Annotated in this window: 14 protein-coding genes; 6 read left to right on the top strand and 8 right to left on the bottom strand. The window is 37.6% G+C overall.

Annotated features, from left to right (window positions below; all coding sequences use genetic code 11):
* The first annotated feature begins 111 nt into the window (after positions 1 to 111).
* The 5 genes from BQ7314_RS01895 to BQ7314_RS01915 all read left to right on the top strand — a co-directional run bounded on the left by BQ7314_RS01895 (position 112) and on the right by BQ7314_RS01915 (position 4713).
* The gene (locus tag BQ7314_RS01895) at positions 112 to 474 is read left to right on the top strand and encodes a hypothetical protein (RefSeq protein ID WP_174482014.1); all 363 of its coding nucleotides are present in this window, start codon (positions 112 to 114) and stop codon (positions 472 to 474) included.
* A gap of 5 nt (positions 475 to 479) precedes the next feature.
* Entirely contained in the window at positions 480 to 2501 is a 2022-nt protein-coding gene (locus tag BQ7314_RS01900) for a DNA phosphorothioation-associated putative methyltransferase (RefSeq protein WP_174482015.1), read from the top strand.
* A gap of 206 nt (positions 2502 to 2707) precedes the next feature.
* The gene (locus BQ7314_RS01905) at positions 2708 to 2980 is read left to right on the top strand and encodes a type II toxin-antitoxin system TacA family antitoxin (protein ID WP_174482016.1); all 273 of its coding nucleotides are present in this window, start codon (positions 2708 to 2710) and stop codon (positions 2978 to 2980) included.
* Entirely contained in the window at positions 2977 to 3510 is a 534-nt protein-coding gene (locus tag BQ7314_RS01910) for a GNAT family N-acetyltransferase (RefSeq protein ID WP_245394882.1), read from the top strand. Before BQ7314_RS01905 ends, BQ7314_RS01910 begins: the two co-directional genes overlap by 4 nt.
* Positions 3511 to 3549: 39 nt before the next feature.
* Complete coding sequence (locus BQ7314_RS01915) at positions 3550 to 4713, top strand: cysteine desulfurase family protein (protein ID WP_174482017.1); 1164 nt, start codon at positions 3550 to 3552, stop codon at positions 4711 to 4713.
* 86 nt (positions 4714 to 4799) lie between these two features.
* On the opposite strand, the gene BQ7314_RS01920 is transcribed toward BQ7314_RS01915, so the two are convergent.
* The 7 genes from BQ7314_RS01920 to BQ7314_RS01950 are packed head-to-tail and all read right to left on the bottom strand — an operon-like array spanning position 4800 to position 16915.
* The gene (locus BQ7314_RS01920) at positions 4800 to 5255 is read right to left on the bottom strand and encodes a hypothetical protein (protein ID WP_174482018.1); all 456 of its coding nucleotides are present in this window, start codon (positions 5253 to 5255) and stop codon (positions 4800 to 4802) included.
* A 2-nt stretch (positions 5256 to 5257) separates the two neighbouring features.
* Positions 5258 to 7405 carry an AAA family ATPase gene (locus BQ7314_RS01925; protein WP_174482019.1) on the bottom strand — a complete coding sequence of 716 codons (2148 nt, stop codon included), beginning with the start codon at positions 7403 to 7405 and terminating at the stop codon, positions 5258 to 5260.
* Positions 7402 to 7620 (bottom strand): hypothetical protein, encoded by a 219-nt coding sequence (locus BQ7314_RS01930; protein ID WP_174482020.1) that lies wholly within the window; start codon positions 7618 to 7620, stop codon positions 7402 to 7404. The genes BQ7314_RS01925 and BQ7314_RS01930 overlap by 4 nt, the downstream gene beginning before the upstream one ends.
* On the bottom strand, positions 7620 to 9713 hold the full coding sequence (locus tag BQ7314_RS01935) for a DEAD/DEAH box helicase family protein (RefSeq protein WP_280953855.1): 2094 nt from the start codon (positions 9711 to 9713) through the stop codon (positions 7620 to 7622). The genes BQ7314_RS01930 and BQ7314_RS01935 overlap by 1 nt, the downstream gene beginning before the upstream one ends.
* A 32-nt stretch (positions 9714 to 9745) precedes the next feature.
* Positions 9746 to 11137 (bottom strand): BREX system Lon protease-like protein BrxL, encoded by a 1392-nt coding sequence (brxL, locus tag BQ7314_RS01940; protein ID WP_174482022.1) that lies wholly within the window; start codon positions 11135 to 11137, stop codon positions 9746 to 9748.
* Positions 11138 to 11139: 2 nt separating this feature from the next.
* The gene (locus tag BQ7314_RS01945; RefSeq protein ID WP_174482023.1) at positions 11140 to 13422 is read right to left on the bottom strand and encodes a PglZ domain-containing protein; all 2283 of its coding nucleotides are present in this window, start codon (positions 13420 to 13422) and stop codon (positions 11140 to 11142) included.
* A gap of 4 nt (positions 13423 to 13426) precedes the next feature.
* The gene (locus tag BQ7314_RS01950; RefSeq protein WP_174482024.1) at positions 13427 to 16915 is read right to left on the bottom strand and encodes a hypothetical protein; all 3489 of its coding nucleotides are present in this window, start codon (positions 16913 to 16915) and stop codon (positions 13427 to 13429) included.
* 138 nt (positions 16916 to 17053) lie between these two features.
* On the opposite strand from BQ7314_RS01950, the gene BQ7314_RS01955 reads away from it, so the two are divergent.
* On the top strand, positions 17054 to 17641 hold the full coding sequence (locus tag BQ7314_RS01955) for a class I SAM-dependent methyltransferase (protein ID WP_174482025.1): 588 nt from the start codon (positions 17054 to 17056) through the stop codon (positions 17639 to 17641).
* Here BQ7314_RS01955 and BQ7314_RS01960 read toward each other — a convergent pair.
* Positions 17631 to 18071 (bottom strand): HNH endonuclease family protein, encoded by a 441-nt coding sequence (locus BQ7314_RS01960; RefSeq protein ID WP_245394884.1) that lies wholly within the window; start codon positions 18069 to 18071, stop codon positions 17631 to 17633. The genes BQ7314_RS01955 and BQ7314_RS01960 overlap by 11 nt on opposite strands.
* Positions 18072 to 18281: the final 210 nt, after the last annotated feature.

Below are 18281 nucleotides of genomic sequence, written 5' to 3' on the forward strand. Positions count from 1 at the left end.
AGATTACCAAACAAGCTTGGCGGTTCTTAAAAAACAATTTCCTAAAGAAAAGCGCCACATGGCTCTTTGAGCGCAAGCTCCGACCTGTTTTGATGGCATATCTGTAATAAAATGTCGGACACCGTTAGTTCCAATGAGTTATTACTCCAGATTAAAAAGCACCCTTCCCCAGGAATAGCGCCACAATTAGACCAGCATGCTGGCTATGAAGTGAATTCCAAAAACAACCGTATTTGTAAGCGTGATGGGTTTGCTTGTGATTTTTATGCACTCAATACCGACTCTTTAACTGTCGCTAAATGGATCGTAACCCACCAGCCATTTGACCGGCTGTATTTTTACGGTAAAAATAGACCGATTCATATCAGTATCGCCCCTGAAAACAGCTTTGCCATTACGCTTTTAGAACAAGCATCAACTGAACGGCGGATACCGAAAAACATAAAGAAAGAACAGTTTTTGCAGAAAGAGTAAGCTCAATGGATGCAATACAATTTAATCAACTTATTAAATCAGTTAAGCTTGGAAAACTGGTTGGTAATGCCCGCTATCTACATATCAGTGCGTTTCATGAAATACCACCAGAATTAAAAGACTTTATTATCTTGATTGCTAATGCGTTAAAAATACCTGCAGGCGATTGGAATATTATTAAACTACACACTCAACAATTTCGGCTTTCTTACCTAAATTATCCTCAATTTTACGAAGATTCATATCCTGCCCTGCAGGATAGTATCACCGTTGATTTAGAACATAAAACCCAAAAAAAAGCGAATTACACAGCCACTGAAAATGCGCCCATATTGCATCGTAAAGAGCTGTTTATCAGTCCTAGTGATGATCATTATGCTGAGTTTGTTAGTATTACGGAAGAAGGTGAAGCGGCTGGACTCTATGAAAATAGTCGCATTATTGGCTTTAAAAAATCATGGGAGCGCGTGATTCATCAACATGGCTATGAATTAGTGGATGGACGCTTATTTCGATTAAGTGCGGTGATAAACGCAGCAACACCTGCCAATAATACGATTGACCGCCATAAAACCGCCATACAGCGCCAATCTCTGTCTTCTCCCATGAAAGCTTTAGCAAAACACAGCTACTTAAATGGTGAATACACGGTCTTTGATTATGGCTGCGGCTTAGGTGATGATTTAAAAGAACTCGAAGCGCATGGCATTGATGCCGCTGGATGGGATCCTACGCACCGCCCTGAAGTCGATCGCTTTCCTTGTGATTTGGTCAATATCGGCTTTGTTATTAATGTGATTGAAGATCGCGAAGAGCGTATTGAGGCAATTCATCTTGCATTTGAACTTACCCAAAAGCTCTTAGTCGTGTCGGCTATGATTGCCGGCGAAGCGCATATCCAAAAATTCACAGCTTATAAAGATGGCGTAATTACCTCACTTAACACCTTCCAAAAATATTATTCGCAATCTGAATTACAAGCCTTTATTGAAAATACCCTCGATGAAAATGCCATTGCCGTTGGCCCTGGGATTTTCTTTGTTTTTAAAGACAAGCTAGAAGAACAGTTATTTTTAGCAGATAGGCAAAAGCGTCATCATAACTGGAAACAAATCACCACACGCCCAACCAGTAGTAAAGAAAAGTTTGAGTTAGTTTATGTAGAACATGAAGCACTTTTTAAAGAGTTCTGGAATACCTGCTTAATCTTAGGCCGTATCCCAGCCAATGATGAATTTTCTGATGCAGATAAAATCAAAGAATTGGTTGGCTCGCACCATAAAACCTTTACCTTACTCAATAGCTTTTTTGAGGACAATGAGTTTGCCCAAGCAGAACAGTATCGACAAGAGGATTTATTAGTTTATTTTGCCTTATCTCAATTTGATAAACGTAAACCGTACACACAATTGCCTGATCAATTACAGCGCGATGTAAAATCCTTCTTCGGTAATTACAATAACGCCATTGAAATTACGCGTGAATTATTATTTTCTGTGGCAAACACCGAGCTGATTACAAAAACTAGCCTGAAAGCAAAGGCGCACTTACCTGCCAGCTCCTTACTCGAGAATCATTCTCTGACCTTTCATAAAGATTTTATTGACCTTTTACCAGCCGTGCTACGTGTTTATGTCGGTTGTGCCGTTCAACTTTATGGCGAACTCGATGACATACAACTGATAAAAATTCATTTCCATTCTGGCAAAGTGTCGTTTATGGGCTATGAAAATTTTAATGATTCACCGCTGCCCTTACTCAAAGAACGCATTAAAGTGAAGTTAGCGCAGCAATCGGTCGATTATTTTGATTATGTAGAAGAACACGTTCAGCAACCGCTATATTTTAAATCGCACTATCTCACTGAAGATTACCCTAATTACAAAAAACAAGTCAGCTTCGATAAAAAAATTGAGCTGTTTTTACCCGCTAATAATCGTTATGGTATCAGGCTCGATGCTTTAAAAATGATACTGGATAATAATCAAATGGAAATTAAAGGATTTCGCTTTTATGCCAAAAAGTAATTAACCATTGTAAATATGGATTTGAAATCCTTATTTACAATGGTTAAAGTGATTTTTTTCAAAAATCCATTAAGGCGCTAAAAGCTAAAACTCAAGAACATTCAAACCAAAAGTAGATTCTGCCTTCTTTTTATTAAAAGACATTGACAAAAAATTACAATTTACTTAAGGTGTCAATATGTCACCCAAATAAAAGAAAATATACCATGCCCACCATCAATAATGAGCGCATTACCGCAAGAGTAAGTGAACAAATCAAAGAAACACTGATAGCTGCCGCTGACTTAACAGGAGCAACACTCAATCAGTTTTTAGTGCAATCAGCGCTTGAAAAAGCAAAAAGCATCATTGAAAAAGATAAAATAATACATCTTGGCAATAAAGATGCTCAGCTCTTTTTTGATAGTCTGGAAAACCCACCAGAGCCCAATACAAAACTAAAAAATGCAGTTAAAAATTACCGAATCAACATTCAGTGAGTTCAACTATCATCAACATTGAGCCGCTAACTAAAGTACATAATAGAACTGAATTTGACTGCAGCAACCCAGCATTAAATCATTTTTTGCAAAAAATAGCGCATCAACACATGAATAAAGGTCTATCTAAAACCTTTGTTCTTATTGATACAGAACAACCGGCAGAGATTATTGCCTATATGAGTTTAGTCGTGTGTGAAGTGCTAACTGAGGAGATTCCTCACCACTGGAAAAAGAAATACCCTAGAAGAATTCCTGCCGCCAAATTGGCAAAATTAGCTGTTTCTATTGATCAGCAAAGAAAAGGATATGGCGAAATATTATTGATTGATGCCATGCAAAAAACCTTAAATGTAAGTAAAACAATGGGGCTTGCTGGGTTATTTGTTGATGCCAAACATAAGCAAGCAAAAACCTATTATCAGCAATTTGGCTTTTTATCCTTACCTGAACAGCTAGATAACCTATTTATGCCGCTATCAACTATAGATAAAAGCTTTGCAAGTAAGAATATACCAGAAGCAAACTAATGCCTGAACAAATGAAAAAAGAAATTAAGAGCCCTCCCCTTGAATAATCCAATCTATCTCGACTACGCTGCCACCACACCCGTTGCTCCTGACGTTGCAAAATGCATGATGCAACATCTTACTACTGATGGCATTTTTGCCAACCCTTCCTCTATCCAACACTGCTTTGGTGAACAAGCAGAAATAGCGGTTGAAAATGCCCGTTCAACTATGGCCAAACATTTACATTGCAAAGCCAAAGAGCTGATTTTTACATCCGGCGCAACCGAGTCTAACAACCTTGCAATTAAAGGTATCGCTTATAGTCGACGCGATCAAGGTAATCATATTATTACCGTTGCAACAGAGCATAAAGCTGTTTTAGATACCTGCAAACGACTCGAAAAAGAAGGCTTTAGCGTGACTTACTTAAAGCCTGATATGAAGGGTTTGATTAATATTGAACAACTAAACAATGCCATCACAGAAACTACCTTATTAGTGTCCATCATGCAGGTGAACAATGAAACAGGTGTGATACAAGATATTGCTGCCATTGCAAAGCTCACCAGCGAAAAGAATATTTTATTACATGTCGATGCCGCACAAAGTGCAGGAAAAATAGCGATTAATCTAAGCCAATTACCCATAGATTTACTCTCACTTTCCGCACATAAATTTTACGGTCCTAAAGGTATCGGTTGTTTATTTATCCGTCACCGCGCCAGAATACACTTACAACCACTCATTCATGGCGGCGGTCAAGAATACAGTCTACGTCCAGGCACTTTAGCAACGCACCAAATTGCAGGCATGGCCAAAGCATTTGAATTAGCCCATGAACGGTTAAATAATGATTCCCAACATATCACTTCACTACGCCACGCATTCCTAGAGAAATTAGGTGGTCTTGATGGCATCACGCTTAATGGCAGTTCTAATTCCTATCTACCCAACATTATTAACATGAGCTTTGAAAATGTCAGCTCAGACTCATTAATCATAGCCCTAAGAGATCAAGTCGCCCTCTCTTCCAGCTCCGCCTGTAATTCAGGCGCCATTGAAGCTTCTTATGTATTAAGAGCAATGGGCATTGAAGGTGAAAGACTTTACTCTGCCATAAGGTTTAGCTTTGGACGCTATACGACAGCGCAAGAAATACAACAAGCAGGGGAAATTATTTGTACTGAAGTTAGGCGATTAAGGCTCCTTGCGGTGCAATAACAACTTTAACCCATTCCTAATCTGGAACTTTAACTCACTTCCAAGATCTAGGCTGGGAACGAGAAGCTCCTTATATCAATGCGATCTTATGATTCAGTCAATGATTCTAATTCACCCAAAATAGCCCACAAAGGACGATCATCTGGATCTTCTAATATCTGAATTAAATAAGGAATCCCTGCATTTGCTAAGCCTATGCAATAATTAAATATCGCTTTATTATCAGCTAAAATATCAAATTTTTCTGTTATACCTAAAACAACTAAGCGCATAAAATCTGCTCGTTTAGGGTCACGAGATAAAATTTCACCGGAAATTGGAGTATAAGTATCTGTCCCTTTAATAGGCTCTAATTCTTTATTAACCGCAATTAAAAATGCCATAAACCAGAAGTCCACCTGCCTTTCAAAAGGTGTAAATTCAGGTTTCCATTTTTCTTGCTTTCCCTCCCTTGCCTCACCTGTCTTACAATATTTTTTAATTGCTTCTTGATATTTCTTAGGTATATCGATTGGGAATGCTGTAAATGGGTTATTACTCATGATTAATTCCCTATCTCGTCAATATTTTTTCTTGCACAAATGACACAAGATTCACGGTGATTACAGGCACAACGAATAACTCCAATATCAGTAGCGGCTGAAGGGTGAACCAACATTTTTGAATGTGCCGGATTTGTGAGCGTGTAAATTATGCCTGCTTTATTATCAAGTATGCTTTCTACGCCTTGTATTTCATCATGCGTTAGAAACAAAATAATTTGTGAGCCTTCCTCAAGCGTTTTATTTAAAACCGATTGCTTCACATAACCAGACATCATACCTAATGGCGTATCAATAACATTAGGCGCTTTAACTTCGCTTACCTTTGTTAAAGCTAAAATAAAGGCTAAGGTAATTGCCCTTCTTGATGCGCCATTCAAATCTTGATCTGGATTCAATTTATGACCATTTGAACCATAAACTAAAATATCAAACTCTTCAGTTAATTCTGCTTTAGTAATAGTAGCAAGGTGATTATTATCAGGATCAGCTCCAATCATATCCAAAAAAATACGATTCATTTCATCACTGACACGTTTAACTTCATTTTTCCTCAAAAAATCAAATATATTTTCAAACACTGTTTTCGTTAAGCGTGAAAGCTGTAATTTATCTGTGGAAGTGTCATTTTTATTTAACTTACTTTCAACGACTTGTTGCTCTCTTTTTAAATCTGAAATTCGCCCTTTAGCATCACTTATTTTTTCAGAAAGCGCACCTACTTCAACCCGTGATGTATTTAACTTCCTTTTTAGAGTCTGCTCTTGCTGCCTAAGAGCCTGTAACTGCTCATCATTAATTTTATCTTTTTCCTTTTCCTTTTCTTGTAGCCTCTGCTCTAAATCACTAAAAGAAACGACACTTTGTTCATAATTTTCACATGCATCACTATATTTTATTATCCACTTCTGCCTAACTGAAGTATCAAAAGGCTCACTTCTAACGCTATAAAAAAGACTAGAGGCAGATTCCTGAAGTGCATCAGAACTTCTACTTTTCTCAATAGCCGTTTCAATAGATTGGTGTCGTATTTTACCTTCTGCTGTCTGTTCAGATAAATCTGCTCCACAAAAACAATTCGCTCGATCTAATAACTCTTCAAGAATAGGAATATTAACTTTAGGTAATTGCTTATTTTTGTTTAAGTCATTAAGAATTTCTAAACCTTTATTAGCGGGCTTCATAATCATTGAAGCACTCATGTCAGGATTTCTCATGATTAATGACAAATCTTTTAAGGCTCTATCCGCAGCCCCCTGACTGCGCATAATATTTTTTTTATACCCTTGTATTTCTCTAACTAATTGTTCCTTGTCACCTAACTTTAAAATATCTTCTATCTTTTTTTCTGCATCACCTAGTTTTTTTGACCCATCAATGATTTCATTTTCCCTATTTTTGAGTTCTTCACTCCACTCATCAATATCTTCACTGTATCCATCAAGCTGATCATTTATTTTTTCAGATTTCTCTGCATAATCTGTACTATCAATCTTAGACTGAAATTTTCTTGTTACAGAATCTATATGTTTAGATGTTTGCTCTAAGACTTGTAGCCCTAACAATGCTTCAATAGCATCTTTTACACGCTTGCGTTTTGCCCCCTGAGTAGCTGCCGCCTCAATAAAAGACATGGCGCTATCACCATCAGTAAAATACACATCTTTTAGTGCTTCAGGAATCGTTTCCTCAATAATGCCTTTTATGTGTGAATCAAGCACTCTACCCGTACCTTTTTGTGTCACTTCATGTAGGCTCACCCTTTCAGATTCACGCTTGACATACTCGGACGTTGATGGGTATTCAATGCAGTTTCTTAATAATCGATAACGCACTTGCTTAACCATTTGTCTACCCTTACCTACAGGTACAACGCGCTCTGTTTCAAATTCAATTTCAACTGAAATTTCAACCTTGCGTTCCTTATTAGCTAAAGCATCAGAAGGGTATAAAGGGTATTTAGCACCTTTATTGGGAAGCGCTGATGAAGATCCGTAAAGCCCCCAAATTAAAGCCGTTTCTGAAGTCGTTTTTCCCGATTCATTCGCTGCACGAATCACAGTAAGAGGTTTATTCTCATCTGTTGAAAAATCTAACTGTAAATCTTTTAATAATCTAAAGTTTTTTATATGTGCATGAATTAACTTCATTGATTACCCACTGCTTTCCATAAATCAGCCACAAGACTCATTTCTGACATGATCTCTTCAATCAAACTCTGTGCGCTTGACGATTGAGTTGACTCCATCATATAAATTTTATCCATTAAATTTTTTAGCCTTTCACATTGGCTAGTAGATAAGTCAGGTAATTTATTGACTTCCTGCTCGATCAAGTCAGACATTCGCTTATAATTTATACTCATTATACCTCCAATAACTCTAAAAGTTGCTCGACTACATCTGCTGTTCCATTTCTTTCCAAACCATTTTGACAAAGTGAGTCAAAAAACTGAATCCGCTGTAATTCCGATTTAATTAATCCTTTTAAGTCTAAATCTATACCCTCACTACTCACTGATGGCATAACAACAAAATCATGAATAATCGCTTTTTGTTTATGTGTTTTTAGCGATTGCCTTAAAACTCGTCCTAAGCGCTGCACCCATTGCCGCTTAACTGTATTACTAGCCAGTAAAAAAGCCGTTTCTGTTTGCGGTATATTAAAACCTTCATCTAATACACGCTTAGACGTTAAAACCTTTAGCTCACCACTATCAAAGCTTTTAATCAAACCAGCTAATTTCTTTTTATTTGCTGTTTCTTCCGCCGTAATCTGATGAAAATTTATACGTTTATTATTAAGTAAAGCATTCACTTGATTAAGTTGTTTCGGATCTTTATCAGTACAAAAAACAAGCGCTTTATTAAGTTCCATCCTACTGAAAATTGAAGCTAACACGGATATTTTAGCTGAAGCACTCTCAACAACCCTTCTACGTTTAATACATAATGCCTGCCATAACTCTTTCTCATGAGAACCATTTGCTAATTCAGCCGCATAACTTAGTTTTTTAATTTTAAAAGTTAATTCTGCCCACTCTTCTTCTTCATACTCGTCTAATGTGACTATATGCACAAAGTAATCAAAGGGAACCAAACAAACACCAATGGCTTCATCCAAACCAAAGTCAAAAACAACAGAGCCAAAATAATCCAATAAAAACTTCGTTCCTTCTTCGTCAAATTGTCTCTGAAAAGTCGCTGAGAGCCCTAAGCGATATTTAAAAACATCTGGAGCAACACTTTGAAAGCCGATACTCCCTAAATTATGAACTTCATCCCCAATCAACATTAATGATGTACTTTTTTGGGCTTTATCTAAAAGTCGAAGCATTTTTGCAGACTTCAATGATTCGTGAGTCACAATCATCACTTCACACTTTGCACTCTTTAAGCGTAATCGACGTAGTCCATAATTCATTTGCGGACCTAACTGCTCACCTTGAGTTTTTAATGGTTCAACACCAAAAGCCTTAACATCATCAGCCCACTGATTAAGTAAAGCAATAGTAGGCACGGCAATAACAATGAATAAACTCTCTTCTTTTGCAACCATAAGCGAAGCAGCAACTAAAGCCGTTAAAGTTTTTCCTCCTCCCGTCGCAATAGCTAATATCCCTTGTCCTTCATTACCAATCCATGCATCAATTGCCTTACCTTGATGCGCGAAGTCTCCAGAAGTATAGTTCAACCAAGTCGGCACCGTTAAACATTGAACGGAGCCAGTTAATGAACTTCCACTTGCGGTAATATCCAGCAAGCCCCTCATAAGTGAGTGCTGGATATCTTCACTTTTCTCCAGATCTTCATATTTTTTTAATAGATAGTTAACACACGCTTTATTGAGTGGAATTGTTTTAAGTCCCTCATAATTTCCCTCCCAGATATTCTGAAAAGTTAAGTCGATCTTATCCACTACACCTTTTGAATTATCACTCTCCCAAGATTTATTAACGGCAATTTGCTCAAAATTTCTGGCTATACCTGACTGAGTCGCATTAATAGACCCATGCACAGCAACAACACCTTGATCCAGATCAAAAAGCCAACACTTCGTATGAAACATCCCAGTATCCTGAAGTGCAATTTTCAATGTTAGCCTTTTTGTTGCAATCAGGTAACTTAAAGCATTGAGTGCTTTAAATTTCAAAGCATTCTCTGTTAATTCAAAATCAGGAAATAAAATATGAATAAAGCTTTCATTAAGCTCGACAGATTTTCCTATTGCATTAAGGTCTTGTTCGGATAAATTAGGACTGATAATGAATTGAATATTTCCTTCAGTATGCGTTAAAAAACAGATTAACGAATGAGCGAGTTCACTCAACACACTACTTGTAAAGTAGCCTGTCATACACCTTATTTTGTGAGAGCAAGAAGCAAGGGGGGTAAATAACTCCCTATCTAAATCATGTTCCCTAGAGAAATAGAGGCTTCCTAATTTATCTACATTCATCCTATTCTAAGCTCCAAACTCATTAACTCGACTTACTTAACTTTGAGTGCCGCTCCAAACTCATGCGGATTCAATTCAGCTAACTGCCCTCTCACCCGCTGCCTTAAATCTTTAGCAGGAGCCATGACATACTCTTCATAATCCGCATCTTCAGGATTTAACAATAATAATTTAGACAAAGCAGAGGCTAATCGCGTTACGGCTGTCACATCTCTGCTATCTCCTTTAAGATCAGGCACCTGTCCATACGGAAACTCAACATGGCTCACTAAACGTAATTGATGTAAAAATTGGCCGAAGACATCAGCCTTAATACCGTAACCTTGTGCGGCTGATTCTGTTGTGAATCGCGGGATTTTCCAGCCTGGGATAATGCCGTGAAAACGATCTATCAATGCATCATCATGAAACATTTCAGGTAGGTTTTTAATGTAATCAGTCTGTCTTGGTTGGCCATCATATAAATCAATATTCGCCAAAACAATTAATCCACACTCACTTGTCACTTTTTCTTGGCCGATACTATATTGTCCTGACTCTAAAAAATCTTTAAATTTCGCATGGATATCATCAGCACCTTTAAAATTAATTGATTGACCTTCATCCAAAACCAGCAAATCATACTTTCCAATTAAGCCTACCTCTTTGGTGCTAAGGTTCATAAACAATTGGGCTTGTGTTAATGCGCCACCGCTATTCAGCCACACATAACGACTCAAATTAGAATAAATAAATGACTTACCTGTGCCTTTAGGCGCAAGCTCCATCATATTCAGGTTATTTTGCACTAACGGCAATAAGCGCAATATGACATTATTCTGCTGCTCTTCTGTATACGCTGAAGGCTCATAGCCCATCGTGCGCATTAATAAGCCTATCCACTCACGCGTAGTAAATTCTTTTCTAGCATGAATAAGTTGCTCTAACCGCACAGTACCCGACTGCATTGGGTGAAACTCAATTAACTCAATAATTTTATCTTTACCCTCATCCCGTACAGCTAAACGGCCTGCTCCCCACTGCCCACCTTCTAACAAAGAAGAATTTTGCTCTAACACCTCATGCGAAACATGTGCATTACGTTCATCTAAGCAAGGAATAGTAATTAGTTTTCGATCATTTTTAATATCAATACGGGCATCGAACCGATCTAACAAGACAACCTCATCACTCCTTTGTAATTGATACTTAATTTTTTCTTTTTCTGTTTTTGCCGGTAAATGCTTACTCATAAAGCTGGTAATATCGTTATACACATCAGTATTTGATTTACCAGTCTCTTGAAATCGTGAAATTAACCACTCCTCTACAAATGAAGGAATGGTACGTTTTTCACGAATTTTAAGTTGCCTGACTAATGCTTTATCAATCGTAAGTTCACTAAAATTTTCACGAATCTTATTGTCTAACTCTTCTTTATTCATACTTAAAACATATCCTCAAAACCTTGTGTGGTCGCATCTTTATTAATCAGCGGTTCAGGAAAAATACATGCAAAATGCTTGGTGTTAATTTCATGCGCTCCCTCACGGTCATAACTCAACTGAACAGCAAGTTCAATAATTCCAGATTGCTCATTTTGAGAAGAAAAACCTAATAACAAGCGCTGACTACTATTTTTAGCGATGGCAACAACCGACTCCTCACCTATCAATGGCTCAATAAATTTAATCGAAATATTCTCAACAGCGACATGGGCACTTAACTCAACATTAATTTGCCATGATTTTTCTTTCAGTCGCTGACATTTTTCATTAACTAGCTTAAATTCTAATGGCGTTTTAATGGACTCAGCTTGACGTGATGACAACGTAACAAAAGGAATCAACACCTCTTCAGGCGTTAAGCCCCCATGCGTTAGTAATGCATCATCAGCTAATCTAACTCGCTTTTTAGCCGCTAAATAGGATTTTTTTCCACCTGATTTTAGTAAAGCAAAATCATCATGCTCACCCACATAGGAAGCAGGGACTTTAAATACACGTTCTTTAGCTTCTCCTAACATTTCGCCTTGATATTTAGATTGCGTTACCGTCATGCCATGATCAGCGGTCACTAAAAACACAATGTCCCTATTCATATAAGCGGCATCTTTTTTCCAATTATCAATAGAGTTCATCATTTGCCGTAAAACCAATGAAACATCTTTTCTATGTTTTTCAAAATCAACGCACTCATGCAAGCGCTCATCAATTCTATTTTCTAAAAACACAACGAGATTAGTTTTTTCCTCGATATGCTCTGATGCTGACTTCCAACTTTTTACAAATTTTAACGACTCTGGCTCAGGTAAATATGCGCTATAACACTGCCGAATAGCCGATGCTTGATCACTAGGTAATTGGCTCGTTTCTTTACCTGTTATAAGTGCCATTTTGCCAATTTCAGTTAAGGTCGGTAATGGTGCAAATAAAGTCTCACTCGCTACCGATAAATGCTCAACTGTCGAGACACTTTCTAATAATAAATCCTGATTAATTGCTGATAGCGCATCAACCATACAGACCACAACCAAATAGTTTTGCTCTAAAAAGCTTTCGATACGTTTAGAAAATTGCCGCCAATCTGCATCAGACCGAGAAATACGAGATGACTCGTTAAGCAACCACTCAGAAAAGCTAAGATTAAGTAAATTATCAACGACCTGCCGAGACAAAAACTGCTGTCGAATAAATTCAAAATACTCTTGGCTCCAATCAAGCGCTTTACTTACTGTTGCTCTATCAGCTAAAGGTCCTAGCTTAGTTAGCTCTAACTGCTCTGCCAACACACCAGCTAATTGACTCGCTTGTTCATTACCAAAGCCTTCCAATTGAACTATCAATTCATTTGAAATAACCCCCACATTCTTTTGAATCAATTCTTTTAACCGGTTTAATACTAAAGGCCACGGGGCTATAACCAATACAGCAATAGCACTCGCCTCTATTTTATCTTTTTCAACTAGACGACAAACTTCCTCTAAAGCTTGCAAACACTTTATAGGTAACTCTTTTGCCTTGCCCTCAGGCAAAGCCAATAAAGGCGTTTTTAATAATAAGGTAGGGAGTGATCTAGCCGGTAAAGCTAGACTCAATTTGGATTGAGAAAACCTTTTCCGCAATAGCTCTTGATGCTGTTCGTAAGCGAGAAGAGAAAAAAATAATGCCGCAGATTCTGATTTTAATAAATGCGCTATAAAAAGTTCAGACAGCTCTTCAGAGAAATCAAATACGCGCATTAAATAAGCCATAAAATGCGTTTGCACCTCTACAATACGCAACATACTCCAAAAAGCACCTGATTGCTGCATGAGTGCTTGTGCAAATAAAGAGAAATCATCACTCAATAATTCAGGGCTACAACTGATAATAATTCTATCAATCAAATCAGAGTCTGCACTGCCATCAATAGAATGATCGAGCAACCCCAACTGAATAATCAGTTCATTAGATAGCCATTCAGGTAAAACCATGTGCACAGCATCACGATACACCGAACGCGGAATTAAGCTCTGTGTCGCTAAAACGCCATGCAACCCTTCAAAGTAACTAAACCGATTAAATAATGCCTTACTATTAAATCGTATACGTAATACGCTTTCATTATCACTTTTTAAGTGCTGATTAATTCTATTTCTTAGCTGCTCAATGGCATGCGACTCAGGCTCAGCAACAGTAGCGCTGTCAATATCAATATGAAAGGTATCAATTACAAATTGAACACTCATTACTTTACTCCTTGTGTTCGTTTAGCAACCTTTCCAATAAACTCACTACTTCAGCTTTAGATAACTTAGAAGCACTCAGCACATTATCTAGCTTTAATTTAACTGACTCAAATGACTCCGGCTCATTTATCTCTGATATTATTCTAGGAAATAAATCAGGGAATCTTTTTGTTGCTGGTGGCGTGACATCTGGAACAGGTACAGGCGAAACAACAGGAGGCTCAGGTATTTTTGGAGCCGGTTGCCTAGCTTGTTCAAATAACATTTCCAATGCTGCTGTACAACCCCCAATATCCGAATCCGTACAGTCATCAAACAACTTACCTAGCATTTTATGAATAATTTCTTTAGGAAAAACATCGGATGCATAGTTTGCTCCTCCTAATAAACTCTTCAATTGATTAGCTTGATGTCCAGGAATATGCTGTAAACGAGACATAATTACATCTCTTTCACTACTGCTTACAGGAAACACCTTATCCCAGCACAGCTTTATTTCATGTAATTTAGCATCTTCAACTTTCAAGAAATCATCTAATAATACCTTAATAGCGGCAAACACTTTCGTTACATTGGCATCGGGCAAATCATTTTTAAGTTCTAATAAATCAATCAAAAAATCAGCCAAATCTTGAGTGCTTTTCCCTGGTAGCTCAAGAAACCTCACTAACTTCTGAGTTTTAAAATCCAACTGATTTGATTGCTTAACACCGTCAGGCTTCCCTCTTATTAGCTCTCTAAACTTTGCCACACACACCGTTGCATACTCTTCATTAGGTTGCTCTTCATCCTTTTCAATGCCAAGACTTTGACCCAATAAAAAAAGCATAGCAAACTGTTTTTTACCAAATTCAAATAAACGAATAGTCAACTGACTATTCTCAGTAAAAGCTTCTACTAAATTTTTAGCAAAATTGCTTTCATTTTTAGCACTTCCCCAACGCAAGCGCTTAACTTCATGTCGAATAGCCACAGCCGCGAATAATGCTAGAGTACAAGCGGGCAACCCATAAGGCGCAGCAATTAATTTTTTTCTTAATGCACTCACAGCATAAGGGTTTTCACGCTTCCTTAAAAAAGTATCATGCAATAATTTCAATACCTCTTTTAACACACCCTGTGTCTCCTCAACCGACCTAATCCCCCATCCATTAGAACGCTGAATAAACAACTTATTTACCCCTAAAATCCCATCAATTAATGCCGAAGGCTCACTCGTTTCCTTTACTTCACCTAATAAATCCGTTTGATATGTAGGATTATCATCAAACGCCAGAATCCGCTCAACTAATTTAACGATTTTAGCACTGCCGGTATATTTCTCATCACGCAACACATTCATATTCATCGCACGAATCGGTAATTCTTTCGTATAAAGACTATTCACCTCATCAGCCAAATAAGCTCTAAACCCATGCCAACTATGACACGCTAGTGCTTCAGTAGACCCCGCTTTAAATACCTGACACTGAGCAGATTTCAATCCAGCACGACCATACAAGACTTGTAATATTCGTTTAATAGCTTGACGGTTACTTTCCCATTTAGCTTCTAATTGACGGCGTAAATCCTCAGATAGAGCAGTGCCTTGCCTTAGCTGTTCATTGATTGCCAAGTAACGACACATCAAATCATTAAGTCGATAGCTTGCGCCATTTTCTTCATGCACTTGCGCCTCTATTCCCTGTACAGGCATCCAAAAATAAACATTTTTCTGCGCCATCTCTTGAATTCTGGCTTTGGCTGTTAACACCTCTTGCTGAGTCTGCGCTAATAACAAAAACACCTGAGCAGATAATAAAGGCGCTTTTACCTTTATTTTCTCAGGAGCAAAAGGAGGCGTTAATACCTCTACCGCAAATGAACGAATAATGCCGCACTCTGACGGTTCCAAATCATGTTCACCCAGTGTTGGCAACAAATCATCCTGCATAACAGGGTAGTCTTCTAATAAGGTTTGATGGCTACGTCCAGAAAACATTTTTGTATGTTTTTCAATCAAAACATCAATATCAACGCCACCCTCTCCGGCTAATGACCAAAAATGACTCGCGTTATTTTTCCAAATCACACCTGCCGCTTTTAACCACGCTAAATTTTGATTTAATGGCTCAGCAGCAACCGTATTAGGCAAAGCATCATAAAGCGCACAAGCTAGAAATTCTTCACTCGCCTTAAAATTCTCTCCTAATAGCTGAGCTAATAATAAGGTACTTAAAATATCCTTTCTCGCATTCACTTCAGTTGCATTATCACCATTTACATTAGAGAGTGCTTGCTCATAACGTCGCCAATCACTGCCTGATTCTTTCTTTAAATTATCCGCATAATAATGCAATAACTTAGGAAACCGGACTAACTCCTTTTTCCATAGCTGATGATCGGTTAATTCCGAATTTAAAATATCACCCGCATTATCACGAAAAAAAGTTAATGCCGTACGATTAGCCTGCGCCATTTTTGATAAATTAAATAAACCCACTGCCATCACAGGGTGTAATGGATAAACATCCTCAAAGACCTGTTCTAAATGCGCGCTTAATGTTTGAAACAAAGGCAGTTTATGACAAACATCTAAAAGGCTCTGTTTCGCTTTTTGCTCTTCTGCTAATAAGGTACGTCCCTGCTCTGACCACATTTTTTGCATACCTAACAAATGATAGCCATCACTTTCAGCCGCATTCAACTCCACTTTAAACGGCCTATTAAAACGTCCAGATATTTTTTCTAATCCCTCCTTAATCGTTTCAGAAGCATTGGTACGGCTTGCATACTCAGGAAAAGAAACGTGCGTTACGCCAAAAAATAAAGTGTGTCCCGCATCTGGCGCACACGTTTTCTCAACAAAATTTTGTAATGACATGATTTCTTGCCCAGCATTACGTGCTGTGTTGCCAATCAAATCTTCTAGCGCATTACCAAACTCACCCCAAAGCACAACGATGCCGCCAAAATGATATTTTTCGGCTAAATTCTTACCCGCTTCTAAATAGGCTTCAATGAAATTTTTTCCACCTGCTTGTGAAATATCAAACGCCTGACCAAAGCAGACTTTTTCATGCCAGCGCAAAAAAACATCTAGCGCCAAAGGTTGGTGATTTCTTAAATCAACTACTAAATCTTCAGTAGAAAAATAATCGTCTAAACCCCATTCTGATAAATCCGCATTAACAAAATTAGGGTTTTCTGCCGCCATTTCCTCAAAGCGCTGTACACACACTTCATATTCCGTTGAAGGTAAAATTTCCTTAATATCTAAATGACGCTCTCTTTGCAGCGCATCGTATAGACCTTCCATTAACTTTGCACCTAATGAAGTCGTCCCTGACGCATAAAGTGATACCAACAAGTAGGGCTTTGCATCAGCATCTTCTTTCGGTAAAAAAGTGCTTTTTAACGATTGCGCTAATGATTTTTTATCGGCCTGTGCTAGGCGTGCAATTAACTTAGAAAATCCATCAGAACTCGCGCCATCGCGTAATAACTGAGCCAAGACAACCGCTAAATGACTTTTACCAGAGCCATAACTAACATATAAATTATGCTTCTAAATAACGTACTCACTATTATCCTGCACTATTAAAAATGCATTACAATTAACATATCCTCTCTACTTCCTTTTCTTCTAAATATGGATAACAAAACAATTAAAGCCTACAACCAAGATGCTAAAAAAATTGCCAAGCTACACTCAACCTTAATACCTGAACGAATCTATCAACTTATTCAGCAATATTTTATAAAAGAAGGAAATTCTGTAGATATTGGCTGTGGCATAGGTAGAGATACGCACTGGCTAAACCAGCAAGGTTATCCCTGTATTGGTATTGATGCATCAATAGGAATGTTAAATGAAGCTATATCTTTATATCCATCAGAATATTTTTCAGAAGATCATTTACCTAATCTTAAAACTCTAAGAGCAAACTCTTTTCAAAACATCCTATGCTCTGCTGTTTTAATGCACATTCCACAAACAAAATTAGAGTGCGCTTGTCAGCGTTTATTAGAACTACTAAAGAAGAATGGATGCTTAATTGTATCTTTTAGAACCACAAATGAACCACATTACCGAGAAAATGAAAAACTGTACGATCCAATCAATACGAAAGAATTTTTAAATTTATTTGAGAGTAAGGGATGTGAAATACTGTTAAATGAATCTGAAATAGAAGTAAAGCGCGACTTAACTTGGCATAATGTTGTTATTAAAAAGTAGCCTTGCCTTGTGGCTTTGGTTGCCATTTACTTTTAACTCCAAAATACAGTGTCGAGCAATTATAAGCATCTTGCAGATAATTTTTGCGTTTTGCCACTGTATTTCCCGTTTGCACAATCAACGTTTCTCTTAAAGGGTGATGGCTTGTAATAAGGTATTCATTTCGATTACTTAAACGCTCCAATAAGTCTACAGAAGGTAATTGAGAAAATTTACCACCCACTCCACGATTACAGTCTGTACACGCTAACACCAAATTAGCGACACCATTGATAGGTTTTTCTGAGTCGCATTGACGTAAAATATGTGGAAAAAAATGATCCACATCCGCAAAATCCGCACTATTTTCTTTATCAATGGAAATTTCTCTAAAACAATAAAAACATTTTCCTTTTTGGTAGCCATTTAAAGCCGGACTCGCTGGAGTCACGGCAACTCGACGTAATTTATTATCTGCAAAAAACTCTCGTGTTTCTTCTTTGTAGTCAATCTGAATAAGATGCTTAGGTAAGTTTAAGTACCCATGTAAAATTAATTTAACCTTTATGAAAAAGCCACTTTATGACTTCCGCCAATATTTTTAAGCACATTGAACAGCTCTCGCTCTAACGACTGATAAGATTCATAGGCTGAAAAAGGG

Origin of the sequence: methanotrophic endosymbiont of Bathymodiolus puteoserpentis (Logatchev), from assembly GCF_900128525.1 — a bacterium.
GTDB lineage: Bacteria > Pseudomonadota > Gammaproteobacteria > Methylococcales > Methylomonadaceae > Methyloprofundus.